General features: G+C 62.9%; 27 protein-coding genes. 8 read left to right on the top strand and 19 right to left on the bottom strand.

Going from position 1 to position 23,237, the window contains the following annotated elements:
- Positions 1-179 precede the first annotated feature (179 nt).
- Positions 180-944: an SDR family NAD(P)-dependent oxidoreductase gene (locus ACXJKE_RS03695; protein ID WP_457279213.1), complete on the bottom strand. Its 765-nt coding sequence runs from the start codon at positions 942-944 to the stop codon at positions 180-182.
- A 40-nt stretch (positions 945-984) separates the two neighbouring features.
- Positions 985-1,692 carry a pseudouridine synthase gene (locus ACXJKE_RS03690; protein WP_457279212.1) on the bottom strand — a complete coding sequence of 236 codons (708 nt, stop codon included), beginning with the start codon at positions 1,690-1,692 and terminating at the stop codon, positions 985-987.
- Positions 1,693-1,733: 41 nt separating this feature from the next.
- On the opposite strand from ACXJKE_RS03690, the gene atpE reads away from it, so the two are divergent.
- Positions 1,734-1,970, top strand: coding sequence for a F0F1 ATP synthase subunit C (gene atpE, locus ACXJKE_RS03685; protein WP_007868318.1), 237 nt, complete (start codon positions 1,734-1,736; stop codon positions 1,968-1,970).
- Here atpE and ACXJKE_RS03680 read toward each other — a convergent pair.
- The 3 genes from ACXJKE_RS03680 to ACXJKE_RS03670 are packed head-to-tail and all read right to left on the bottom strand — an operon-like array spanning position 1,967 to position 3,820.
- The gene (locus ACXJKE_RS03680; protein WP_457279211.1) at positions 1,967-2,299 is read right to left on the bottom strand and encodes a VF530 family protein; all 333 of its coding nucleotides are present in this window, start codon (positions 2,297-2,299) and stop codon (positions 1,967-1,969) included. The genes atpE and ACXJKE_RS03680 overlap by 4 nt on opposite strands.
- Before the next feature lie 7 nt (positions 2,300-2,306).
- Positions 2,307-2,450 (bottom strand): hypothetical protein, encoded by a 144-nt coding sequence (locus ACXJKE_RS03675; protein ID WP_164483755.1) that lies wholly within the window; start codon positions 2,448-2,450, stop codon positions 2,307-2,309.
- 59 nt (positions 2,451-2,509) lie between these two features.
- Complete coding sequence (locus tag ACXJKE_RS03670; protein WP_457279210.1) at positions 2,510-3,820, bottom strand: NAD(P)/FAD-dependent oxidoreductase; 1,311 nt, start codon at positions 3,818-3,820, stop codon at positions 2,510-2,512.
- A 333-nt stretch (positions 3,821-4,153) separates the two neighbouring features.
- Between ACXJKE_RS03670 and ACXJKE_RS03665 the strand changes: the two genes are divergently transcribed.
- Positions 4,154-5,398 (top strand): MFS transporter, encoded by a 1,245-nt coding sequence (locus ACXJKE_RS03665; RefSeq protein ID WP_457279209.1) that lies wholly within the window; start codon positions 4,154-4,156, stop codon positions 5,396-5,398.
- A 355-nt stretch (positions 5,399-5,753) separates the two neighbouring features.
- Here ACXJKE_RS03665 and ACXJKE_RS03660 read toward each other — a convergent pair whose 3' ends face one another.
- The 9 genes from ACXJKE_RS03660 to ACXJKE_RS03620 form a co-directional block, all read right to left on the bottom strand.
- Positions 5,754-6,191, bottom strand: a complete 438-nt coding sequence (locus ACXJKE_RS03660; protein WP_457279208.1) for a DUF6678 family protein — start codon at positions 6,189-6,191, stop codon at positions 5,754-5,756.
- A gap of 351 nt (positions 6,192-6,542) precedes the next feature.
- Entirely contained in the window at positions 6,543-7,094 is a 552-nt protein-coding gene (locus tag ACXJKE_RS03655) for a DUF4166 domain-containing protein (RefSeq protein ID WP_457279207.1), read from the bottom strand.
- 193 nt (positions 7,095-7,287) lie between these two features.
- Positions 7,288-8,574 (bottom strand): c-type cytochrome, encoded by a 1,287-nt coding sequence (locus tag ACXJKE_RS03650; RefSeq protein WP_457279206.1) that lies wholly within the window; start codon positions 8,572-8,574, stop codon positions 7,288-7,290.
- Positions 8,571-9,359 carry a c-type cytochrome gene (locus tag ACXJKE_RS03645; RefSeq protein WP_457279205.1) on the bottom strand — a complete coding sequence of 263 codons (789 nt, stop codon included), beginning with the start codon at positions 9,357-9,359 and terminating at the stop codon, positions 8,571-8,573. The genes ACXJKE_RS03650 and ACXJKE_RS03645 overlap by 4 nt, the downstream gene beginning before the upstream one ends.
- Before the next feature lie 166 nt (positions 9,360-9,525).
- A complete protein-coding gene (locus ACXJKE_RS03640; protein WP_457279204.1) occupies positions 9,526-9,945 on the bottom strand; it encodes a hypothetical protein in 420 nt (139 codons plus the stop codon).
- A gap of 145 nt (positions 9,946-10,090) precedes the next feature.
- Entirely contained in the window at positions 10,091-11,176 is a 1,086-nt protein-coding gene (locus ACXJKE_RS03635) for a hypothetical protein (RefSeq protein WP_457279203.1), read from the bottom strand.
- 255 nt (positions 11,177-11,431) lie between these two features.
- Positions 11,432-12,190 (bottom strand): alpha/beta fold hydrolase, encoded by a 759-nt coding sequence (locus tag ACXJKE_RS03630; RefSeq protein WP_457279202.1) that lies wholly within the window; start codon positions 12,188-12,190, stop codon positions 11,432-11,434.
- Position 12,191: 1 nt separating this feature from the next.
- A complete protein-coding gene (locus ACXJKE_RS03625; protein WP_457279786.1) occupies positions 12,192-13,187 on the bottom strand; it encodes a M14 family zinc carboxypeptidase in 996 nt (331 codons plus the stop codon).
- A 148-nt stretch (positions 13,188-13,335) separates the two neighbouring features.
- Positions 13,336-14,268, bottom strand: coding sequence for a LysR family transcriptional regulator (locus ACXJKE_RS03620; RefSeq protein ID WP_457279201.1), 933 nt, complete (start codon positions 14,266-14,268; stop codon positions 13,336-13,338).
- Between the two features lie 49 nt (positions 14,269-14,317).
- Here ACXJKE_RS03620 and ACXJKE_RS03615 point away from each other — a divergent pair, with 49 nt between their 5' ends.
- Positions 14,318-15,013 carry an N-acetyltransferase family protein gene (locus tag ACXJKE_RS03615; RefSeq protein ID WP_457279200.1) on the top strand — a complete coding sequence of 232 codons (696 nt, stop codon included), beginning with the start codon at positions 14,318-14,320 and terminating at the stop codon, positions 15,011-15,013.
- Here ACXJKE_RS03615 and ACXJKE_RS03610 read toward each other — a convergent pair.
- Together ACXJKE_RS03610 and ACXJKE_RS03605 are read right to left on the bottom strand one after the other, a co-directional pair.
- On the bottom strand, positions 14,953-15,264 hold the full coding sequence (locus ACXJKE_RS03610; protein ID WP_457279199.1) for a 2Fe-2S iron-sulfur cluster-binding protein: 312 nt from the start codon (positions 15,262-15,264) through the stop codon (positions 14,953-14,955). The genes ACXJKE_RS03615 and ACXJKE_RS03610 overlap by 61 nt on opposite strands.
- Positions 15,265-15,306: 42 nt before the next feature.
- On the bottom strand, positions 15,307-15,903 hold the full coding sequence (locus ACXJKE_RS03605) for a hypothetical protein (protein ID WP_457279198.1): 597 nt from the start codon (positions 15,901-15,903) through the stop codon (positions 15,307-15,309).
- Between the two features lie 183 nt (positions 15,904-16,086).
- On the opposite strand from ACXJKE_RS03605, the gene ACXJKE_RS03600 reads away from it, so the two are divergent.
- Complete coding sequence (locus tag ACXJKE_RS03600) at positions 16,087-16,608, top strand: N-acetyltransferase family protein (protein WP_457279197.1); 522 nt, start codon at positions 16,087-16,089, stop codon at positions 16,606-16,608.
- Positions 16,609-17,288: 680 nt separating this feature from the next.
- Here ACXJKE_RS03600 and ACXJKE_RS03595 read toward each other — a convergent pair.
- On the bottom strand, positions 17,289-17,468 hold the full coding sequence (locus ACXJKE_RS03595) for a hypothetical protein (protein ID WP_457279196.1): 180 nt from the start codon (positions 17,466-17,468) through the stop codon (positions 17,289-17,291).
- A gap of 335 nt (positions 17,469-17,803) precedes the next feature.
- Between ACXJKE_RS03595 and ACXJKE_RS03590 the strand changes: the two genes are divergently transcribed.
- Both ACXJKE_RS03590 and ACXJKE_RS03585 read left to right on the top strand, forming a co-directional pair.
- Positions 17,804-18,151 (top strand): DUF883 family protein, encoded by a 348-nt coding sequence (locus ACXJKE_RS03590; protein ID WP_457279195.1) that lies wholly within the window; start codon positions 17,804-17,806, stop codon positions 18,149-18,151.
- A 204-nt stretch (positions 18,152-18,355) separates the two neighbouring features.
- Complete coding sequence (locus tag ACXJKE_RS03585) at positions 18,356-19,297, top strand: DUF808 domain-containing protein (protein WP_457279194.1); 942 nt, start codon at positions 18,356-18,358, stop codon at positions 19,295-19,297.
- 36 nt (positions 19,298-19,333) lie between these two features.
- On the opposite strand, the gene ACXJKE_RS03580 is transcribed toward ACXJKE_RS03585, so the two are convergent.
- Both ACXJKE_RS03580 and ACXJKE_RS03575 read right to left on the bottom strand, forming a co-directional pair.
- Positions 19,334-19,537, bottom strand: coding sequence for a hypothetical protein (locus ACXJKE_RS03580; RefSeq protein ID WP_457279193.1), 204 nt, complete (start codon positions 19,535-19,537; stop codon positions 19,334-19,336).
- 187 nt (positions 19,538-19,724) lie between these two features.
- Positions 19,725-20,651 carry a LysR substrate-binding domain-containing protein gene (locus tag ACXJKE_RS03575; RefSeq protein ID WP_457279192.1) on the bottom strand — a complete coding sequence of 309 codons (927 nt, stop codon included), beginning with the start codon at positions 20,649-20,651 and terminating at the stop codon, positions 19,725-19,727.
- Positions 20,652-21,075: 424 nt separating this feature from the next.
- On the opposite strand from ACXJKE_RS03575, the gene ACXJKE_RS03570 reads away from it, so the two are divergent.
- Both ACXJKE_RS03570 and ACXJKE_RS03565 read left to right on the top strand, forming a co-directional pair.
- Positions 21,076-21,951 (top strand): alpha/beta hydrolase, encoded by an 876-nt coding sequence (locus ACXJKE_RS03570; protein ID WP_457279191.1) that lies wholly within the window; start codon positions 21,076-21,078, stop codon positions 21,949-21,951.
- 44 nt (positions 21,952-21,995) lie between these two features.
- Positions 21,996-23,234, top strand: a complete 1,239-nt coding sequence (locus ACXJKE_RS03565) for an efflux RND transporter periplasmic adaptor subunit (protein WP_457279190.1) — start codon at positions 21,996-21,998, stop codon at positions 23,232-23,234.
- Positions 23,235-23,237 lie beyond the last annotated feature (3 nt).

Genomic DNA, 23,237 nt, shown 5'->3' with positions numbered 1-23,237 from the left:
CCTGCGGCCCGGCGAAGCCGGTTCCGCGGCACCCACTGATGAAGTATCTCAACGGTTACGCCCATGGAACTCTTCAACCCAGCATGAGCCGCGGGACTGGCTTTGCCAGACCGCAGGCGGGCGGCCCCCTCGGGGGGCAGGGAGCTACACGAAGTGAGCGACCGTGGGGGCCTAGTTAATTAGTCCCTCACGTCAGCTACTGTATTGGCGCCGAAGTCCGGTCGGGCAAGAAACGCCAGGATGCGCGCTGCCGCATCTTCGGGTGATGTCAACACACCACCCGTTTTTAATCCCACAAACGACTCACGATCCGGAAAGGCCTTGGGGTCGGCTGTGCGCAGCTGCTCCTGCATGCCGGTGTCGATCACGCCCGGCGCGAGTGAGCAGACTTTGGCGCCATGGGGCTTCAGGGCTTCTTCCAGTGCCAGGCAGCGGGTGAAATGGTCCATGCCGGCTTTGGCGGCGCAGTAGGCCGCTTGCGAAGCCATGGCGCGGCGCCCCAGGCCTGACGAAATATTGAGCACCTTGCGCGGCGCCTGCCAGCTGTCGGTGGCGCGCAGGAACGCGGCGGTGATTTGCATCGGCGCTTCCAGCCCCACACGCAGCGCCCTTGCCAGGTCGGCTTCACCAATCTGGTCCAGCGAGCCGATCTGCGGGATCACGCCCGCGTTGTTGATCAGCGTGACGCTGGTCCAGGGTTTCTTGGCATGTGAATCCTTGAGCCAGCTTTCCAGCTTCTCATTCAGTGAGCCGCTGTCCGCCAGGTCATGCGTCCATTGCAGCACCGTAGCGCCGACGTGCTGCGCATGTTCTTCCAGCTCGGGCACCGCCGTGCGCGAAATGCCAAGCACCGTGTGGCCGGCGGTGAGCAGCTGGCGTGCCATGGAAAAGCCCATGCCGCGCGAGGCGCCTGTGATGAGGGTGAGGTGAGTGGTTTGTGTCATGGCTGCATGGTAGCGCCGGTACCATGGAACTGCTCGCGGTCTAAAAGTCGGGCTTGCTTTCAAATGCCATCGCCTGCCCACTGGCCGGGTGCATGAACTGCAGCGCTGCGGCGTGCAGCAACAGCCGGGGCGCGGCCGCCTGTACCGTTTCAGAGGCGTACAGCGCGTCGCCCAAAATCGGATGGCCCAGCGCTTTTAGATGCACGCGCAATTGATGCGACCGGCCGGTGACAGGTTCGAGTTCTACGCGCGTGGTGTTAGCCGCCGTGTCATGCGCCAGCACGCGCCAGCGGGTCTGGCTGGGTTTGCCGCGTTCACCGTCGATGATGCGCAGCGGCCGGCGTGGCCAGTCCACGATGATGGGCAGGTCGATCAGGCCCCAGCTGTCTGGGGCATTCGGCTCACTCGGTGCGGGCAAGCGGCCGCTAACCACCGCCACGTAACGCTTGCCAACCTCACGCGTTTCAAACGATCGGCTCAGCGCCCGCTGCATGGCCGCGCCGCGCGCCATCAGCATCAGGCCGGAGGTGGCCTGGTCCAGCCGGTGCACGATCAGGGCGTCTGGAAAGGCGGTCTGCACGCGGGCGCTCAGGCAGTCCTGCTTGTCTTCGCCGCGTCCCGGCACTGAGAGCAGTCCTGAAGGCTTGTCCAGCACCAGCAGGAACTCATCGGCGTGTAGCAGCCTCACACCTGGAATGTCGATGACATTACCTGCGGGGTAATTGTTCTGCGGCGACTCGGCCTTCATGATTCAGTCAACGAAAAGTTTTTAACCAAGGAGAAGACATCATGACTGACGCAGGTGCCATTGCCATTGCATGTGGATTGATCATCGGCCTGGGCGCCATTGGCGCCTGCCTGGGCATAGGGGCGATGGGCGGGCGATTTCTGGAAGGTGCCGTGCGCCAGCCCGAAATGATGGAGCCGCTGCAGGTCAAGATGTTTCTGCTGGCCGGCCTGATCGATGCCAACTTCCTGATCGGTGTGGGCATCGCCATGATGCTCCTGTTCGCCAATCCCCTCTAGGGCTGGTGCTTGGCTTTAGGCGGCGGGAAGTTGTGAACCGGCGGGCTGCTGCGCTTGACTTCCCGCAGCATGAATAGGTAAAGGCTTTCAACCTTCTCGCGCGCCCAGGGCGTCTTGCGCAAAAATTTCAGGCTGGACGCCACGCTGGGATCGCTGGTGAAGCAGCGGATGTTGATGCGCTGGCCGAGCTCTTCCCAGCCGTAGTGATCAGACAGCGCAGTGACGATCGTTTCCAGTTTGACGCCGTGCAGCGGATTGCCCGGCTGTGCGGTAGCAGCAGCCGGGACTTCTTCCCGCAAATTTTCAGGCGAATCGCCAGAGCCGGCCATCAAGGCTTTATTTGTTCTTCAGCTTGCCGCGCAGTGGTACCTGCGTCACGATGGTCGGGCGCACCGCGTCGGGAGACACCGTCTTGGGTGGTGAGGTGTCCTTCTTCGGCTTCTTGACCATCTTGTTGTTGTTTTGCTGTCCTTTTGCCATGGTTTTCTCCGTTGGGTTGAGTGAAGTTGATAAAAATTGCGAGGGTGATGCCCCGATTATCAATGCAACTTGATGCGCGGGCGATAGGTCCGGTCCAGCATTTCAGACAGGGTGATCAGCGCGGTTTTCTTGAAGCCGCCCAGCGCCAGCTGGTGCTGCTTGTGCAGGCCCCAGTACATGAACTTGGCCAGCTGGCCTTCAATAAAGAAGCTGCCCTTGGTGAGGCTGCCCATCAGGCTGCCGACGGAGGAGTATTCCGACAGTGACACCAGCGAACCCTGGTCTTTGAAGACGAAGGGCGCCACCGGCTTGCCGGCGATCAGGTCGGAGAGCGAGCGCGTCAGGTACATGGCCTGCTGGTAGGCGGCCTGGGCTCGCGGTGGTACCCAGGTGCCGTCGGGTTGCTGGCATGCCGCGCAGTCGCCAAAGGCATAGATGTTTGTGTCGCCCGCGCTTTGCAGGTTTCCGTTCACCACCAGCTGGTTGAGCCTGTTGGTTTCCAGCGGGTTGCCATCGCCCAGGGTCCGTAGAAAGTCGGAGGCTTTTACGCCGGCGGCCCACACCGTGATGCTCGATGAAATGACCTTGCCGCTGGCCATCTTCAGGCTGTCGGCCGTGACTTCCACCACCTTTTCATTGGTGTGCACTTCGATGGCCAGCTTGCGCAGCTCGCGCATGGCCGATTCGCTCAGTCGCTCGGGCAACTGGGCCAGCAGGCGCGGCGCGGCTTCGACGAGCACGATCTGCAGGTCTTTTTCGGGGTGGATGTGATCAAAGCCGTAGTTGGCCAGCACCCGTGCTGCGGCATGCAGCTCGGCGGCCAGCTCCACCCCGGTGGCGCCGCCGCCCACGATCGCCACCGTCAGACGGCCGCTACCCGCCACGCGCGGCACGGTTTGCGCGCGAATGCAGGCGTTGATCAGGCGGTCGTTAAAGCGCTTGGCAGCTTGCGGGCTGTCCAGCTTGATGGTGTGTTCGGCCGCACCGGGTGTGCCGAAGTCGTTGGTCTGGCTGCCCACGGCAATCACCAGTGTGTCGTAGGCCAGTTGCTGGGCCGGTGTGATCTCGCGGCCGGCTTCGTCATGGCTGGCGGCCAGCTGCAGGGTTTTGTTCTGGCGGTCCACGCCGGTCAGGCTCCCCAGGCGGAACTTGAAATGGTTCCAGCGGGCCTGTGCGAGGTATTCAATTTCTTCGGCGTGGGTGTCAAAACTGCCTGCGGCCAGCTGGTGCAGCAGCGGTTTCCAGACATGGGTGCGGGCGGCGTCGACCAGGGTGACCTCGGCCAGGCCCTTTTTGCCCAGGCGTTTGCCCAGTTGCGTGGCCAGCGCCAGCCCTCCGGCGCCTCCGCCCACTATGACGATTCGGTGCATAACTTCTTCCTCCTGGTGCCAGGGTGGCCCTGTTATGTCGCCATGTTAACTGCCTGTTTCGCCTAAAACGGCCACCCACTTAAAGCCAATGGCCTAATTTTCAGGCCAGCAGGCGGGCTTATCGGGCTTCTCCCCCGGTTCGGGCGAAATCGGTTCAGTTCCGGGCACGGCCGTCGTGCCTGCGAATGAGACGATGCGGGAATACTGGTTTAGCCAGGCAGGACGTGCGCAAGCAGCTATTAAATCAATAGCATTACAGCCACTGAAGGCGTTCCCTCAAGAGTAGCCCCGTGCCACACCTTGCGGGTACGGCACTGTTAAGCTTCGGGCCGCATGCCGACACACTCATTCAAGGAACTCACCCACCAGCGTGCCTACATGCGCATGTGGTTCGCCCGGATTTTTGCCACCACAGGCAACCAGATGCTGATGGTCGCCGTGGGCTGGCAGATGTACGAATTGACCGGCAGCGCCTGGGACCTTGGCCTGGTGGGGCTGTACCAGTTTGTGCCGGCCTTGTTGCTGACGCTGGTGGCCGGGCATGTCGCCGACCGGGCTCACCGCGGGCGCATCATCGCGGCCTGCCTGGTGACGCAGGCCACGGTGGCGATGATCCTGGTGGCGGCCACGCAAGGCTGGCAAGTTGGGGGAATGCACCACAGCTGGGTTTCGCGCGAGCTGTTGCTGGCGGTATCGGTCATGCTGGGCGTGGCCCGCGCCTTCCAGATGCCCGCGCAGCAATCGCTCACCCCGGTGCTGGTGCCGCCTGCCATGCTGCCGCGCGCCATGGCTTTCAGCTCGGCCGGCATGCAGGCGGCGGTCATAGGCGGGCCGGCGCTAGGTGGCGTGATTTTTGTGGCCGGCGCCACGGCGGTGTATGCCACCTGCGCCTTCCTCTTTGCCACCGGCTGCGTGCTGATCGCGGTGCTGCGCTATGACCACGCGCCGCCGCCGCGCGAGCCGGTGACGCTGCGCACGCTGCTGGCCGGCGTGGAGTTTGTATGGCAGCGCAAGGCCCTGCTGGGCGCTGCGTCGCTGGATCTTTTTGCCGTGCTGCTGGGCGGCGCCACGGCCTTGCTGCCCATGTTCGCCAAAGACATCCTGCACGTCGGGCCCTGGGGCCTGGGCCTGCTGCGCGGCGCCCCTGCGGTCGGCGCCCTGTTGACGTCCGCGGTGCTGACACGCTGGCCGCTGGAGCGACGCGTCGGGCCGACCATGCTGTCAGCAGTCGCCCTGTACGGCGTGTGCATGGTGGTGTTTGGCCTGTCGACCAGTTTTGTGCTGTCGCTGCTGGTGCTGGCCGTCTCGGGCGGTGCCGACATGGTCAGCGTGGTGGTGCGCCAGACACTGGTGCAGATCGAAACCCCCAACGAAATGCGCGGCCGCGTCAGCGCCGTCAACTCGGTATTCATCGGTGCGTCCAACCAGCTTGGTGAGTTTGAATCAGGCGCCACTGCTGCGCTGCTGGGGCCGGTGGGCTCGGTGGTGGCGGGTGGGGTGGGTACGCTGCTGGTGGCTGCGGCGTGGTTCAGGCTGTTTCCGTCGTTGTCGCGGCGGGACAAGATGGTCAATCACTAGCTTTCACGCTGGCTCGAACCGCCCGCCGGCTCTTTCGACTGCCCAGCACTTCACCCAATGGGTCGTCCGCAGATTTGCGCCAGTGGCGTGGCTTGGTAGAGCGCACCTGGTTCTCAAGCGCGTCGAGTTGTTCTGGGTCAACAGTCCGCACTACTTGCGCCAGTTTGTGGTCTTGCGCGTGTCGCTCAGACCGGATGCCTCTCGCCTTGGAAAGCGGTATTCCTTTGCGCGAAGCCTTGCTATTTTCGCCGTAGGTATTTCGACGGTCTTTCAGGTAGCTGAGACGTTTTTTCTGTTGAGGAGTCATATTGAGGCCAACGTAATTCGGGTGTGGTGTGGATCCATGGCGTAAGAACTAAGCAGATGTGCCAAGCGGAAAATCTTCATATGATTTTGGGTAATAGCCCCAGATTCTGGCCACACCGTCTCTGTATTCAAAATCGAAGCCGATCTCTTTCAACCTTCCGAGAAACACAGGCGAATAGTCAATGATCTTTGGCGCAAGAAGGCGGCCCGTGCGGAGTTCGCCATGCAAGCCGATGTCAAACCACTCCACGCCCACAAACGGGTAGGGCAGGTGATAAAACCATTCGACATCCCAGCCCGAAATGTGGCCGTTGACCCACTTCGAGCGATACGAAGGTCTCCATTCAAGGCCGCGCACGTATGTGATCAGCTCGTTCCATTGAGTGTCGTTCGCCAGCGAGCCTGAGAACTTCTGGCGCGCCTGCTGCGCAATTTTCTCCTTGTCTTCGTTCTCAGGGACGGCATTGGCAAGTGGTAGTGAATGCATGATCAAGGCCTGATTTAAAAATGAACGGACGCATTGACTGTGATGCTGCACGATGCCTGCTGTTGTTGCGACGCATGAACAATTTATTGGGAATGCGCAAGGTCGGTTTCCAGAATGTAGAGGCTGTTGGGTGTGGGGTTGTGGCATGTCAGGCCCACTTCACTCACCGGGATATCGAACGTGACCAGCACGCGGCCGTTTGCGTTTACCGGACCTGCGATGGTTCCCCGGGTCCCTATCAGGAGCCAATAGTTCTCGGCAGGGTGACAATCTTCAGGCGCGCACCGGGCACCGTTGAAGGATATGAGTACGACTTTCGATCCGGCTGGATGCATCTAGCCACCTACGCTTTCACATGAGAGGCTCAGACGACAGGTTCCCGCTATAGGAGAGCACTGTACCGAGCAATGGGAGGCCGACTTCCACGTTGAACTGATACTGACCGTTGTCGATGCACTTCGATGCGGCCGTGCGAGGCAGGAGCCAAAGAGGGAATGGAACGCCCGCTAGCCGGCCTCCGATGGGACGCCAGACCCAGCCGCCATTGACAATGGAAACACCCAGGTTGAGGCGAAGCAGGCCCGATGACTCGACCCAGTAACCCGATGGATAACGACCTGTCGGCGTGAAGGTTGAGGCAAACGTGGAGGTTCCATTGAAGGTACGGTTCCAATGAAGCTCGGTGTCAGTGCTGAAGATGGAAACGCTCATCGATGCAGTTCCGTCGCAAGGCGGGACACCAAGTTTTTGCGCAAGCCGCCGGCCCGCCCAACCGGCAAGGCCGGTGCCCAGGCGAACCTCGACTGTGCCTGAGAGCGTGCCTCCAGACCGATGGAGTTCCTGCAGCAACGGGTGCAGTTGTGCGAAGGCCTCACCAAACCAGGTTTCAACGACTGCCGACATGCGCTCTTTCGGTTGCGGTGCAGTTCCGCCATGAACCAGATCAACAGAAGCGGGGGCTGCACACTGCAGGTGATTTTAGGTGTGTAGCTGGCAGGCCGCTGTCCTGCAGATGAAAGGCGCTGGCGGCCCGGGTCCTGTTGTATTCAAAGGACGACCATTGCGCCCCGCTTCGCAACGAAGCGCAGTGATTCGTCTACCGCCCCGTATTCGCCCGTATCCGGTTCACTTCCACCGGCGTGATTTCACTCGCCCTATTGCCCCATGACTGGCGGACATGCGTCAGCACCAGCGCCATATCGGCGTCGTTCAGCACCAATACGAAGGGCGGCATGCCAAAGGGGCGCGGGTTGCCCGTGGTGGCTGGTGCGTAGCCGCCATTGAGCACGATCTGCACCAGGTTCACGGCCTGGCTCATGGTGACGGCGCGATTGCCTGCCAGCGCCGGGTAGGCATTGGCGATTCCTTCGCCCCTGGCACCGTGGCACTGGGCGCAGTGCTGTTCGTACAGCTTGGCGGCGCGTTCCACAGACTCGCCCTGAGTCTTGATGGTGGCCGGCTCCGGGGACGTGGTGTGTGTGGGCGGCAGCTCTTTCAGGAACTGCGCCATCGCGCCGAGATCGGCATCGCTCAAATACTGCGTGCTGCGCTGAACGACTTCCGCCATGGGGCCGGTGACCGAGGCGCGTGGTGAGACGCCGTTTTTCAGAAGGCTCACGATGTGCTGCCTGTCCCAGTCGCTCACGCCCGCTTCATACGGCGAGGTCAATGAGGGCGCATACCAGTTCTGCATGGGGATCAGCCCGCCGGCCAGGTCCAGCCCCGCGTCGCTGGCGCCCAGCGCATTGCGTGCGGTGTGGCAGGCCGCACAATGACCCAGGCCCTTGACCAGGTAGGCCCCGCGGTTCCAGTCGGCACTGCGTGCGGCGTCCGGTTGGTATGCACCGGGGCTGAAATACAGGGCGCGCCACACTGCAAGCGCTGCCTGCGACTGGTAAGGAAAGCGCAGCGCATGGGACTGGTTGGGCTGCACCGCAGCGGGCAGGCTGCGCAGGTAGGCAAACAGCGCATCGGAGTCTTCGCGCGTGACCTGTGTGTAGCTGGTGTAGGGGAAGGCCGGGTAGAGCAGGCGGCCGTTTTTGGAGCGGCCGTTGTGCATGGCGCGCCAGAAATGGGCGGATGACCAGCTGCCGATGCCGGTTTTGTCGTCAGGCGTGAGGTTGGAGGTGAACACTGTGCCAAACGGCGTGGCGATGCCGCGCCCGCCCGCATAGGCCTGGCCGCCCTGCACGGTGTGGCAGGTCTGGCAGTTGCCGGCGCGCGCCAGGTAGGCGCCCCGGGCAATCAGGCTGTCGCTGGGGGCCGCGGTAGCCACAGGCGCCTTCACGTCGACTTCGTCGCGCACATTCAGCGCCCATACCAGTAAAACCGCGGCGGCTGCCAGGGTGGAAAGGCCCACCGCCCATTTGAGGAGGGTCTTCATTTTTGCAATTTCCTGGTGGGCGAAGCCGGCACAGTGGGCATGTCTGCTGCGCTACCGCAGGTAATGACCACGGCGCCGGGTGCGAGCGCGGGCAGCGTGGTGGCTGGTTTGGTGCTCGCCGGCAGGGGCTGCGCCGCCACCCAGCTGGCGACGGCATTGATGTCTTCCAGGGTGAGTTTTTCCACCACATTTTTCATGCAGTCCGGCGCGTGCGCGTGGCGCTGGCCGGCCTTCCAGGCACCCAGCTGTGCATTGAGGTAGTCACGTGGCAGCCCCAGCAGGCCCGGAATGGCAGGCGCCACGCCGGTCATGGCCTGGCCGTGGCATTGCACGCAGGCCGGTAGCCGGCGCGCAGCGTCGCCCTGCATGACCAACTGCTGTCCATGGCGCATGGCCTCGGGTGATGCGGCAGCGGGCAGGGGTGCGGGATAGGGGACTTCGAGCTGGGAGAAGTACTGCGCGATCTCCATCAGGTAGGTGTCGCTGAGCGGTTCGATCAGCTGCGTCATGAGACCGTAGTGGCGGCGCCCGTCGCGAAAGTTCAGCAGCTGGTTGTACAGGTAGCCCGCCGGTTTTCCCGCCAGGCGCGGGTAGTAGCCGTCGGGAGCTGCCCGGCCCTGGGGCCCGTGGCAAGCCGTGCAGGCCATGGTGCGCTGCGCGATGGTGTCTTCAAACGGCGGCGGAGCTGCCTGGGCGGCAACGGCCATGGCAAATGCCGGGCCGGCCCACAACAGCCGCGCGGCCAGCACACGCTTGCAAAAGCGTGGGAAAAATCTTGGGTTCATGGGGCCATCATGCCGCACATGGGCGGCCGGTGTCAGCATCAGTTGCGCTCCCAAAAAACACATCAGATGAAAAACAGGTGAAATTGACGGGACGCTGGGCGCGGTGGACCCGCTGCAAAAGTCCCTGGAGTGAGTCGCACGGCTGACGGCAGCCGGGCTTGCGGCCCTACTTGCGGGGGTCTTGCAGCGCGCGGACACAGGCCAAAAAATGGTCCCAGCTGGTCTGCACTTCCTTCACACGCACGCCTTTGTCCAGCACTGCACCGCAGGCTGCTTCCGCGCGCCGCACAACCTTGGTCAATGCGCTGCCCGGCAAGGGGGGAATCTGCGCGCGCAGCGCGTCCGCTTTCGCCCGCATCTGCATGATGGCGTCCCTGGCCAGCGTCTTGTTGCCGGCACAGGCAATCATGCCGATCATTTCCGCCATTTCAGTCAGGGCGGGATCCAGTTGCCAGATGGCGGCGGTGGTGCCCAGCGCCAATGCCCAGATGCGCCGGTTGCGGCGGGTGGTGGCACCTGCAAGTGGCTCGGCCGCCGCAGTGTCGTGTAGCGCTGTGCTGGCAGCAGGTGGGTTGGGCTTGTTCATGGTGTCGACGGGAGACAGCCGATTTTGCACCAGGGCCGTCACGAAGGCATCCGGTGGCGCCTAAAAGCCCCAGTCTTGTCAAACCTCAGTTGCTGGTTACCTTGGCGCTACAAGAAGTGCAGGACCCGGAGGACGTGGTGCCGCCCTAGTGCCTGTCAATCGGTGTCAGCGCGGCCGTCCGGGTCCCGGTCGCCACGCGCTGGGTATTGACGTTGTCGGTGGTCACAATTTTGGTGAAAGGCCGCATATTTGCATGCATTGCAGGTGCGACACCAAGGGACGCTATCGGGGGCATCGGCAAGTTTGCTTTCAGCCTGGTCGCCACCGCCACTTCACGCAGGGGTTGCTTGATGGGTTCAAGTGCTTCATGCAAGGGCCCGAGCTTGGCTGTCTGCCGTTCCATGGCATCGACAAAGTGGTGCAGGTTGTTGGGGTTTTCGGGTTTTTCCTTGATCTTCGTGACGAAACCATCGTCGGCGCCCTGCCGGCTGGGCAATGTGGAGTTGCTGTCGCCCTGGAACCCGCTGACGCGTACACGCGGATCGGCGTGCTGGGCATCCAGCGTGGCAGAAACCTGCCCGGCAAAGGTCTGGGCCAAATTGCGCGGGCCGATGGCCACGTGGTCGCGCGACACCGTACCGGCGCTGCCACAGGATGTCAGCCGGACGTCCAGGCCCGGGCTGTTCACGGAATTGGCAATATTGTGCACCGCAGTCCCAATGTCCTGCGCCGTGTGCGTCATCTTGTAGCCGCGCTTGATGTTGACCTTTGTTGCCTGCTCGAACAGGCCCGGCGGGTGGTGTTCGTCTTCGTCCACGGGCGTTGCCACGGTGGTGATGGAGTTGGGATTGCGCGGGCTGCCATGGCCCTTGACGAACAGAACATCGGCGGGGCCGTTTTCCCGGTTGTTGTACGGCGCCATGCCGGGCTGCACGACCCTGACGTTGCGGATCGCTGAGCTCAAACCGCGGTATTCGCGCTGCAGTTGCTGCTTTTGCGGAATCGTCAGGTTGCCGGCGAGCAGCTTGTCCATCACGCTGGCATGGCGTTCCTCGTAGTGCGCACGCACCGCACGCTGGGCTTCGATGTTGTCGACAAAAACCGTGCCTGGTTTGAACTCGTTGTTGGCACCGGTGTGTCCCATTTCCATCACCGCTGCCTTGCGGTGGCCGGTGTCGAAGGCCGCCAGGCCGGGAAGATAAACGTGCCGTTTGATCCTTTGGTCTGCCATGGTGTGGGCTGCGCTCCTTTTGCCGCAAAGGTTCGCAAACCCTGTGCCAGGTGAGCAGCGCGTGCAAGTGCATGAATCCAAAAGGTATTTGGCGCAGAAAACAGGAGCTGCGGGACCAATTTGTCCCTTGGGTTCGAAGAGGAATATCACCCCAACCCAGTCGCTGCGTTGCCTGATGGGGTGGGATGTTTTTGTCCCGTGCCGGGTCTTATTTGTCCCGCCCCGCTGGCACCCAGCCCGCAGGGCTGGAACCATTCATGCGCAGGCGTTGTCCCATGGCGCCACGTGCTGGCACACCCAGCGCGGGTCGTCGTGCGGCAGGTCATGCCCTGCCCAGGGGTGCTCCCGGTGCGATGTTTGCCAGGCATGGGCAAGCTGCGCGGAACAGGCCGGGTTGACAAGGGCATCGCCGGCTGAAGACAGGACCAGCACCGGGCAACGCGGTGCAAGAGGTGCGCAGGTGAACCGGGTGGCTGCCCATAATTGCCGCGCTGCGTTGGCTGCGCTCACAGGTGCGCTTTGGCGGATGAAGCGCCACTGCGTGAGATCCTGCTGCCTTTGCTCCTGGCGCTTGCAGGTGAGTTCATGGACTTTTTGTTCCACGGCATCAATGTTCCGCCAGTGCGAAGCCATCGCCAGCAGTGTCAGCCAACTGCGGGGCCGCAGGCGCTGCGCAAAATGTGCGTGGGGCCGCATGCTGGTGTTGACAAGCACCAGCCGCGAAATTTCGTCCGGGTAGCGTTGTGCCCAACTGGCCGCCGCCATGCCGCCCAGGGACATCGCCAGCACTGCGTAGGGCGGCCGTACGCCCTGCGCCGCCAGTTGCCGGCGCACCGCCTCGACCATTTCCTCCACGGAAAGTGGGGAGCGCTGCCCGCACCATTTGCCATTGCCGGGCAGGTCCAGCGTGATGATCTGGCCGGGGCTGCGGCCTGTGGCTTCCTGCAACTGCAGCGGGAAATCTCCCCAGTGCCGCGCTTCGCGGGTCAGGCCCCTGAGCAACACCCAGGTCATGTCACACCACCCTGCGCGGGCGCCAGTGCGCCGCGGCAAGCCGTGCGAGCTGCACACGCTGTTCGCCCGAAGGCAGCCAGCGCGGTGCGGAGAATGCAGCGCGTGTCAGGAAATCCAGCAGGTCCGCATGGCGGCGCAGTACGCGCCGCGTGCGGTGCGCCTTGATAGGGTTGAAAATGCCGTGGCGCGAAAACAGCTGGCGCGGGTTCTTGCGTATCCATAACCACGAGCCCAGCTCCAGCGTCATCGGCAAAAAGATGTTCTCCGCCGGTGCGCGATCATAGGCATGGTCCCAAAGGTCGCCGTGCAGCAGGTACTGGTTGCTTTGCGGCTCGAAGCTGTAGGCGTGGTGCGGGTGCGATTGCTCCAGCATTGTCCGCAGTGCAAACATCTCCGGCAGATGCGGCATCAGCCGGCGCGTCCTGGCGTACGGAAACCACAGGCTGTCCTCAAAGCCGTAGCCCGAATGGCAGTCCAGTGCCAGGCTGAAGGGCCGGCTGGCCAGTTGTTCCCGCACCACTTGCAGTACGGCCGCGCTTTCCACTTCCATCGGCATGCCGGGCCTTCCGCAGTACCAGGGAAGCCGGGGGCTCACGGTTTGCCCGCCGGCCAGGAAGGGCACACGGGCGTCGGCCTTGTGGGGGGCATTGCGCATCAGGTCCACGCCCTGGGGGTTGGCGCGCTTGTGCGCCCACATGCCGCCGGGGTTCACGATGGGCATGAACACCAGCCGGATCTTTTCGAGTTGCCGGTGCAGCAACTCGTCCCACTCCAGGCGAAACAGCAACGCCCGCATGTAATGCAAAACCAGCTGCGTGCCGATGCGTTCCAGTCCATGGATGCCGCCGAAGAAACCGACCGCGGGCGCCGCAGGGTCGCGGGAGCCGATGCCCGCCACATACAGCGGAAAAGACGGGCCGGCAGTATGCGCTTCGGCCACAACGGCCACGTCAAAGTGCGCGCTGCCTGCCAGCAAAATTGTCTTGAGCTCTTCCATCTCCGAAAAGCTGGCCGCCGCATCCCGCGCCGGCGTGAGGCTGTAGGGGCTGTGAAAGCTGCGTGGGCTGTCGGCTGCGCTATTCAGTGGCGGAGGCAGTGGCGGAGGGAGCATCCGCCCATCCTTGCACAGTTGTTTGACAGGCGTGCTACAGCTTGTTGTTTTGCGGGGAAGGCCGGGAGCCCGGCTGGCGCGGCTCGGCGCCCGCCCGCTGTGAAATGGCGGCAATCACCTGGTGCAGGGCCTTGTTCACCGGTTTGTCGTTGCGCATGATCAAGGCCAGCGTCCTTTGCAGCCGTGGGTACAACGGGTGGACCACGAGTTCGGCATGCTGTCCCGGGCCGGTGACCGCCATTGCGGGCAGGATGCTGCAGCCCAGGCCGGCCGCCACCATTTCCTTGATGGCTTCGACGCTGCCCAGTTCCATGATGGGTTTGGGGGCGTGGCCCGCATCCTGAAACCACTGGTCGATGATCACGCGGGTATTGGCCGCCGGCTCGAACAGCACCAGCTCGCGCTTTGCCAGTACGGCCGGCGTGATCCTGGCGGGCATGGCGGCATCACGCTTGGGTGCGATGGCCACAAACTCGTCGTTGAACAACGGTGTCACCACCAGCGCGCGCCGTTTGACGGGCAGCGTGACCAGCGCCAGGTCCAGCATGTTGCCTTCCACCGCCTTGACGAAGTCGGCCGTGTTGCCCGTGCTGACCACCACGCTCAGATTGGGAAACCGCAGCCTCAATGAGCGCAGGATTTGCGGCAGGAAATAAAGGCAGGCCGTGGCGCCAATGCCCAGCGTGATGCGGCCGGCCACATTCGAGGAGTGGGAAGCCATGGCGGCCATGACGCCGTCTACGGCGGTGTTGACATGCTGGATTTCTTCCATCAGGTCAAGCCCTGCGGGTGTGGGCGTTGCGCGGCGCGCCACGCGTTCGATCAGGCGCACGCCCAGCTTCTGCTCCAGCTGCCTGATTTGCAGGCTGACGGCGGGCTGTGAAAGGCCCAGCCTTTCGGCCGCACCGGAAAAGCTCCCGGTTTCAACGATGAGGGCGTAGGTGCGCAGGTGGTCCAGGTTGAGCATGCAAAGAAATTCTAATCAATCTGATAAGTTTTGACATATTTACTTATGCATGCCGTTGCGCAACCATAGCGGCATGCACCTCACACCTATACCCCAGGCCACCCGCCCCGATCCTTCCTCTGAAACTCGGGGTTCCCTGGTGATCGGTCCCTGTGCCGAAAGCCATATGGAGGCAATCCAGGCGATATACGCGCACTACGTGGCCACTAACCTGGCGACGTTTGAGCTGGAGCCGCCCAGCGTCGCGCAGATGCTCTCGCGCCGCGCTGACATCCTGCAGGGCGGCTACCCCTACCTGGTGGCGCATCGCAACGCAGAGGTGGTGGGGTATGCCTATGGCAGTGCCTACCGTTCGCGGCCGGCCTATCGCCATACGGTGGAAGACTCGATTTACGTCGCGCCCGGCATGCGCCAGTCCGGCATTGGCAGCGCCCTGCTGCGTGAGCTGATCCGCCAGTGCGAGCAGCGCGGTTTCCGGCAAATGGTGGGCGTGGTCGGCAACAGCGCCAACACGGGCTCGCTCAGGGTGCACGAGGCTTTGGGCTTTGCCCGTGTCGGCACGCTGGGCAGTGTCGGCTACAAGTTCGGCCAGTGGGTGGACACGGTGCTGATGCAGCGTGCGCTGGGCGACGGCGCCGCGTCGCCCGGGGCTTTTCCCGTGGGTCTACGGCAGATCCCGCCAGTTCAATCCCCTGGCCCGATCACCACATCCGACAGTGGGTACGCGACACAGGGCAGGATGTAGCCCGTCTGCTTTTCCTCGGCGCTCAGGCCCGGCCATTCGATGCGGTAAGCCACCTGCCCGTTGGCCAGCCGGCGGATGCAGGTGCGGCAGGTGCCGTTTCTGCACGAACTGTCCATCGCCACGCCGGCCTGGAGCGCCGATTGCAGGATCGGCAGGGACGGCGAGGCGCTGAAATGCACCCCTTCCGGGTTCAGCTGGACGCTGAACAGAACCGCATTCGCCGGATCGCCAGGGTGGGCCGGGTCGTCCATCGCTGCTTCGGGTACGGGTAGCTGCCTGCGCCGGCGTCTGCGTTAACCGCGCAGGCGTTCCAGCAGCAGCACGGTCATCAGGGACAGCAACAACTGCTGCTCTTCGCGTTCATTGACGGGGGCCATCCGCTCGGCGGTGAACCGGCCCTCAAACAGGGCGGGCTGCTTGGTGAGCTCGGCCACCAGGGTGCCGTCGGGTCTCGTCACCTGGTAGGCGGGATGGAACAGGTAGCCCGAAAACATACCGATCACCGGAATCTGGCTGAATAGGCCGTCAAGAAAACGCGTCATCACGCTTTTCTCGTTGATGCTGAAGTGGGTGACGCCGTTGTCCTGCACGTCAAAACCGGCTCTCCACATGGAGCGCATGCCGCGACGCTTGATGCCGCCCAGCGCCGCGCCCTGGGTATCGGTGAAGTGATAAAGCGCTGAAAAATCGATAATCCGGTCCGCCTTGATCTGGTAGAGCTGCCGGTCCTGTTTTTCATCGGTGAAAACCGTGATGGCTTCCTTGAGCTTGAAGAGTTTTTGTTTGACATACGCCACCGGCTGGCTATGCGCGTCCTTGACCAGAAATTGCGGTGCAAAGGCGATGAGTTTGAAGGACATTTGCAGGGGAAACTGAATACCTTGGGCCATGATGTGCAAGCGCTTGTAAGTGTTAGGGTGCGACGAATGTACCCGACGCCCAAGTCACTTGCCGGGCATTCATCCTGCCGCCAGACCGCCGTGAAGCGAATGTATTGCCGGGTGGGAGGCGATTTGGGCGACAATTCTGCTCCCCCGATCATTTCCCGCACCGATTCACAAGCGATTTTTTTCATGTCCAGCTATTCCGTCCGTCCCGCTACGCCCCGTGATGCCAAAACCATTGCCGAAATTCATGTCGCCACCTGGCAGGCCGCTTATAAAGACCTCATGCCCGAGGACTACCTCGGCAAGATCACGGTAGAAAAACGCCTGCCTTACTGGCGCGAAGCCATCGAATTCAGCGAGCCGCAACTGCTGGTGGCCACGGACGGAGATGAGATCGTGGGCTTCGTCGGCTTTGACCGTTCCCGCGATGCCGGCACCAAATCAACAGTGGGTGAGATCTGGGCGCTGTATGTGCTGCCCGAACATTGGGGCAAGGGCGCAGGCCTGGCCCTGTGGGACGGCGCGCGCGAGGGCCTGAAAGAAGAGGGTTGCACGCAGGTAACGTTGTGGGTGCTGTTGCGCAATGAGCGTGCGCTGCGATTTTATGAACACGCGGCGGGGTTCAAGCGCGAGATGCCATCGCTCAAGACTGTGGCTTTTGGCAGTGCCAAGCTGGAAGAGATCCGGCTCAAGCGATTGGTTGATTGAGCGTCTGACATTCGTCTGAGCTAGGCCGGCTCTTGCTCCGGCGGTGCGCTCTTTGCTGAGGGTTGCTGGCCGGGGGTAGCCCGGCAGCTACTCACTTTTCTTTTGCTTCGCCAAAAGAAAAGTAAGCAAAAGAAAAGGCGACCCTGCTGTCTGCGTCCCTACGCTTCGCTGCGGGCAACCTGCGGTGCTCGGTCCAGGCGGGGTCTCGCTCGAACTCGCTACGTTGCACTTCGCTCAGACAATCGCGATCCCTGATCCGCCTGAACCTGCGCTCCTCGGCGCATACAGAAGGGCTAATCGGGAGGGGGGACTGAAGACAAATACCAACTCCAATACCAACAAGGACACGCCATGGCGTGTCCTTGTTTCTTCAGGCGTTCGGGTGTTCGGTATCCTTCTCCTACCCCCTTGTGGATGCGCCGAGGAGCGGAGGTCCAGACGGATCAGGGCAAAAACTTGTTTGAGCGAAGCGAGTTGTTTTTGACCCCGGCTGGACCGAGCACCGCAGGTTGCCCGCAGCGAAGCGGAGGGACGCAGGAACCAGGGTCGCCTTTTCTTTGCTTACTTTCTTTTGGCGAAGCAAAAGAAAGTGAGTTGCATGCCGGGCAACCCCCGGCCAGCCGCACTCAGCAAAAAGCGCAACGACAGAACAAACCAGGCCTCAAGAGAAGAGCGCCATCTCACGACGGCACATTCACCACCCGCTCATCGTCATCAGGAATCAGCGGCATCCCTTCATCGGGCTCCACCGGCAGCTCCAGTGCGTCGTCTTCATCCAGACCTTCCTCGGGTGGGCCGTTACGCGGCTGGCCGTTGTCGGTTGCGCCGGTTCTGAGGGCGGGTCGTCCAATTCTGGGCATTGTGCTTCTCCTTGGAGTTTCAAAAACGTTGGAAGGGCGTTTATCAACGGTGCCTGGCCTGGATGCCTTTGGCTTGTGAGTTCAGGACGATGATGCGGGCAACTGCGACAGGGGCTGCCAAGCCAAGCGGCCTTTTTCCTGTCAGTGTGGGCCGACAACCGCGCGGCGCGCACAACACTCTCTTGTCCTACATGCAGCGTATCCGGCTGCGCACAGTCCGCATGCCTGCCGCCGCTTAATGTCGGCAGACACCTCTGGACGACCATGAGCCCGTCATCACCGAGGCTCAGATAGATCCCAGAGGTATTTTGCGGAATTTTTTTGAAAGAAGCATCATGGACAAAACCACAGCCTCCACCGGTACGGCTTCCGGTACTGACAACCCTCTGCAGCGAGGCGTCGAGTCTGCCGGAGCAGCGCTCCACAGCGGCATTGACAAGGTGGCTGAGCCGGCCCGCAGTGCGGTAGACCGCGCGTCTTCCGCCGCGCACGAAGGCGTCGACAAGCTGGCCAGCGGTGCCAGCACTGTGGCTGACCGCTTTGCCGACCAGACCCGCCGGGTGACTGAAGCGCCAGGCCGGGCCATTGACGCCTCGAAATCGTGGGTTCAGGAAAGGCCCCTGGAGGCTGTCGGTGCCGCCCTGGCGCTGGGTTTTATCCTGGGACGGCTCACGGCGCGCTGAGCATCTAGCGCTCTGACGCCCATCCAAAGCCGCCTGCGGGGCGGCTTTTTGTTGCGCTGGATTTGGGTACAGTAGGCCTTCGCCTTCGGTGCCACCACAACGCATAACAGCAGCACCGGACTCCTGCCGGCCGGGCTCATCACGGCCGGGCCTTGCAAGTTTTGCTCACCCCTTCGGCCTTGCGCCGGCACACGGAACCTACATATGGCCAGCAGCCTTCTCGCATTGATCGACGACATCGCCACCATCCTTGATGACGTAGCGCTGCTTTCCAAGGTGGCCGCCAAGAAAACCGCCGGCGTGCTGGGTGATGACCTGGCGCTCAACGCCCAGCAGGTCTCAGGGGTCAAGGCAGACCGGGAGTTGCCGGTGGTCTGGGCTGTGGCCAAAGGTTCCTTCGTCAACAAGGCCATCCTGGTACCGGCCGCGCTGGCTATCAGCGCGTTCATACCGTGGGCCGTCACGCCGCTGCTGATGGTGGGCGGTGCATTTCTCTGTTACGAGGGGTTTGAAAAACTCGCGCATAAATTCATGCACAGCGCAGACGAACAGGCGGCCGAGCATGAGGCGCTGACTGCCGCACTGACCAACCCGGACGTAGACGTGCTGGCGCTTGAAAAAGACAAGATCAAGGGCGCGGTCCGCACCGACTTCATCCTGTCCGCTGAAATCATCGCGATCACGCTGGGCACCGTGCAGGCCAGTCCCTTCGTGACGCAGGTGGCTGTTCTGGGCGGTATCGCCCTCCTGATGACGGTGGGGGTTTATGGCCTGGTGGCAGGCATCGTGAAGCTGGACGATGGCGGGCTTTACCTCAGCCAGCGTGAAGGAGGCGGCGCCCTGGGCCGCTTGCAGCGCGGCGCAGGCCGCGCCATCCTGCTGACCGCTCCCTGGCTCATGAAAGGCCTTTCTGTGGCAGGCACCATCGCGATGTTCCTGGTGGGCGGCGGCATTCTGACGCACGGCTTTGCGCCGCTGCATCACGCGATCGAGCTGCTCGCACAAAAAGCGTCGGCCATAGGCGGAGCAGGTGCTTTGCTGGCCGCGCTCACGCCGCTGTTGATGGACGCACTCACAGGCTTGATCGCCGGTGCGCTGGTGCTGTTTGTTGCCGTGCTGGTCAAGCGCGTCCTGGCGCGCCGCTGACACAGAAGAGAAGAGAGCGAATGGAGAATCCGGCAGTTAGTCGCCGCACTTTCCTGGCTTGGCCGCCTTTTCCGGTTCCTCGTGGCGGCCTTCAGTTTTGCCGGCGGGCTGGTCGTCCGGCACCGGAAATGGCCAGCGGCCTTTTTCACGGGGTGGTGCGGGCATGGCTGCTTCCCGCGCGCGCTGCTCCAGTGCCTTTCGGCTCTCGGTATCGGGCGCGGCAACTTTGGGTCTTGGCATGGGTGGTCTTTCGCAGGGAAGGAAGGCGGTGTATGAACGCAGGCGTGCAAACGCGGGACAGCCACTGACCTTACTCCCGCGGGTTGTCCTGCGGTGTAGTCTGCGGATGACGCCAGCTGTAGGAAGCTGGGGACGCCGGAAAATGCCGATGCATTCGGTGTAGCGGCTGTCGCGTCGTCTGCCGCGTTTATTGCGGCAAGCTGCTCTTGCGCTGTATCAGGTCGTGTTTGGCGAACAGGTCGGCGATCCAGTCGACAAAAACACGCACCTTGTTGCTCAGGTGGCGGTTGGGTGGGTACACCACATGAATGGGCTTGGCCTCGGAGCACCAGCCGTTGAACAGGGGTTCCAGCGCACCGCTGCTGATATGGTGCTGAACCAGGAAGGTGAGCGTCTGCAGGATACCCAGGCCCGCCAGCGCCGCCGCCACACCTGCGTTCGAGTCATTGACCGACAGCTGGTGGTGCCCGCCGATCTCCACCACCTCGCCGTCTTTTTGCAGGTTGACGGTGTAAAGCTTGCCGTCGCGCGGCGAAAAATAGCGGATCAGCTTGTGCGCCTGCAGCTCGCGCGGGTGCTGCGGCACGCCGTGGCGTTTGAGGTAGGCGGGTGAAGCGCAGGACATCAAATAAAACTCGCCGATGCGGCGCGCCACCAGTGATTGGTCTGTGATCTGCCCGCCGCGGATCACGCAGTCGACATTTTCTGCAAGGATGTCGATCGGCCGGTCGCTTACGCCAAGCTCCAGCTGGATGTCCGGGTAACGCGCATAAAAGTCGGGCAGGGCCGGAATCACCACCGCAAGGCCCAGTGAAGAGGGAATGTCCACCTTGAGCCGGCCACGCGGGCTGGCCTTGGCGCGCGACATGCTCGACTCAAGCTCTTCCATTTCGCCCAGAAGGCGGCCCGCGCGCTCGTAGTAAGCCGCACCGTCGGCCGTCACCGTGACTTTGCGCGTGGTGCGGTTGAGCAGCTTGGTGTCCAGTGACTGCTCCAGTGTCTGGATCAGGCGCGTCACCGTGGGCTTGGGCATACCCATGGAATCTGCCGCTTTGGTAAACGTGCCGGCCTCCACAACCCGTACAAAGGCCTGCATTGCGGAAAATTTATCCATGAAAGAGTCCTGTTCTGGTGAGGGCCGTCAGCGCGTGCCTTGCCTGGCGGGCGCCGCAAGAGGGATACGGGGCGGTAATTAAAAATGGCTGCCGGGGAAGAGGTGCATCTGCCAACAGGGGCTCATCGGCAAAACGGCGAGGGGCGATTGTGACCAGCCCAGCCGGTTCAGGTGCGGGGCGCGAAATAGCCCTGAGAACTTTCCGGGATTGCCCACTCCCAATTGACCTTGCCCCACAGGGAAGGATGAAACTCCGCGCTCGGATGTTCATGGGAGCTTTCATGGGGGGCCGTGATTTTCAGAGGAGAAGCCTGCTTGCTACCCCTCATTGTTGCACTGGTGAAATAAAGTATAAACAAAACGGCTATTTATTAAGCGACCTGCCGCGCGTATCTTCTGCTGCATTGCAACAAAGAGGAGCCGCGTGCGGCTCGCCAAGATGAACAGCCCACAGCCCGTCCCCGCAGGCGCCGACAAAAGCCCCCCTCCCTGGGTGGAAAAACAGATCCAGCTGGCACTGAAAAAGCCGCTGGACGTGCGTTTTTACGGCCGCCGCAGCGGCACGGGCGTTTCACCCCTGGTGGTGCATTTCCATGCCGGCGCGTTTGTGGGCGGATCCCTGGAAGGCGGTTCCTGCGTAGCCGGGCTGCTGGCCCAAGCCGGCGCAGTGGTGATGTCGCTGGACTATCCGCTGGCGCCAGAGCACCCTTTCCCCAATGCAGTCGAAATAGGTTATGCCGCGCTGGTTTGGGCCGCCAAGGCCCGCCACAAGCTGGTCGGCGTCGGTGCGCCGGTTTTTGTGGCCGGCGAAGAGGCCGGTGGCAATATCGCTGCAGCCGTGGCGCTGATGGCGCGTGACCAGCATGAGCCGGCTCTGGCGGGGCAGATCCTGATGTCGCCGATGCTGGACCCATGCCTTGCGACCGCTTCGCTGCGCGACGCCGAAGCCGGGCCAGTGGGCTGCACCTGGGCCGACGGCTGGCACAAATACCTGCCCCGGGCCGAAGACGCAAGCCACCCTTACGCTGCACCCGGCGCCGCATTCCGCCTGGCCGGCCTGGCACCGACGCTGCTCATCACGGCGCAGGACGACCCGCTGCGCGACGAAACGCTGGCCTACGCCGCACGGCTGCGCGCCGCAGGCCTGGTTGCGCACGAGACCGTGTTGCCGGTGCCGACCGGCTGGCCCTGCAGCTATCTGCAGCCTTGCGACCACAAGGCTGCTTGGGGCCCTGTCCTGCATGAGCAGTACACCCGTTTTTTCGCTGATGCGCTGGCCGCGCATGCGACCCATTCCTGAGTTTCACAGTTCCTTTTTTTACTTTTCTTTTGAGGGGTTTCACCATGACATCGATTCATCTGCACAACAACAAGCGCCGTTTGCTGGCAACCGTCGTGGCCGTACTGGCATTGACGGGCGTGACGGCCGTCATCTTCGGCGTTTCGGGCACGCGTGCCCAGTCGGGTGCGCCTGCCGAGCCGCAGGCCACGCCGGTATCGGTGGCCACCGTCGTGCAAAGCGACGTCTCCGCCTGGGATGAGTTTTCGGGCCGGCTGGAAGCGGTCGAGCGCGTGGACATCCGCTCGCGCGTGGCCGGCACCATCCAGGCCGTGCACTTCCGCGAAGGCGCGTTGGTCAAAAAGGGCGACCTGCTGTTGACGATTGACCCGGCACCCTACGCCGCCGAAGTGGCGCGCGCCGAAGCCCAGGTGGCCGCGGCGCAGGCCCGTGTGGCCCAGGCCAAGGGCGAACACGAGCGCTCACAGCGCCTGTGGGGCGAGCAGGCCATTTCAAAACGCGAGTTTGACGAGCGCACCAACGGCAAGGGTGAAGCCGACGCCAACCTGCGCGCCGCGCAGGCAGCCCTTCAAACGGCGCAGCTGAGCCTGGGCTATTCGCAGGTCCGCGCCCCGGTGGCCGGCCGCGTCGGCAAGCTCGAAGTGACGGTGGGCAACCTGGTCGCAGCAGGACCGGGCGCACCCGTGCTGACCACACTGGTGTCCGTGAGCCCGATTTATGCGAGCTTCGACGCCGACGAGCAGGTCGTGGTCAAGGCGCTCAAGGATGTGCAGGGCACCAACGCCGGTATCGCGGGCGGCCGCAACCTGGACCGCATTCCGGTGCAAATGGGCACCGCCGCGAGCACCGACACGCCGTTTGAAGGCAAGCTGCAACTGGTTGACAACCAGGTGGACGCCCGAAGCGGCACTGTGCGCGCACGCGCCGTGTTCGACAACAAGGATGGCCAGTTGATTCCCGGCCAGTTCGCGCGCATCCGCATGGGCCAGGCCACCAAAGGCAAGGCATTGCTGATCAACGAGCGCGCCGTCGGCACCGACCAGAACAAGAAGTTTGTGCTCGTGGTCGGCGCCGACAACAAGGCGATGTACCGCGAAGTCACGCTGGGCGCTTCCGTCGATGGCCTGCGTGTCGTCAAAAGCGGCCTGGCCGCCAACGACCGCATTGTGGTCAACGGCCTGCAGCGCATCCGCCCAGGAGCGCTGATCACGCCGCAGCCGGTCGAGATGACCGCCAAGTCGGAACTCACCGAAAAAGCCGTGAAGGTCGCGGCCAAGTCCTGAGCC

Source organism: Polaromonas sp. P5_D5 (genome assembly GCF_054049435.1).
This window is presented reverse-complemented; position numbering and strand designations above follow the sequence as displayed.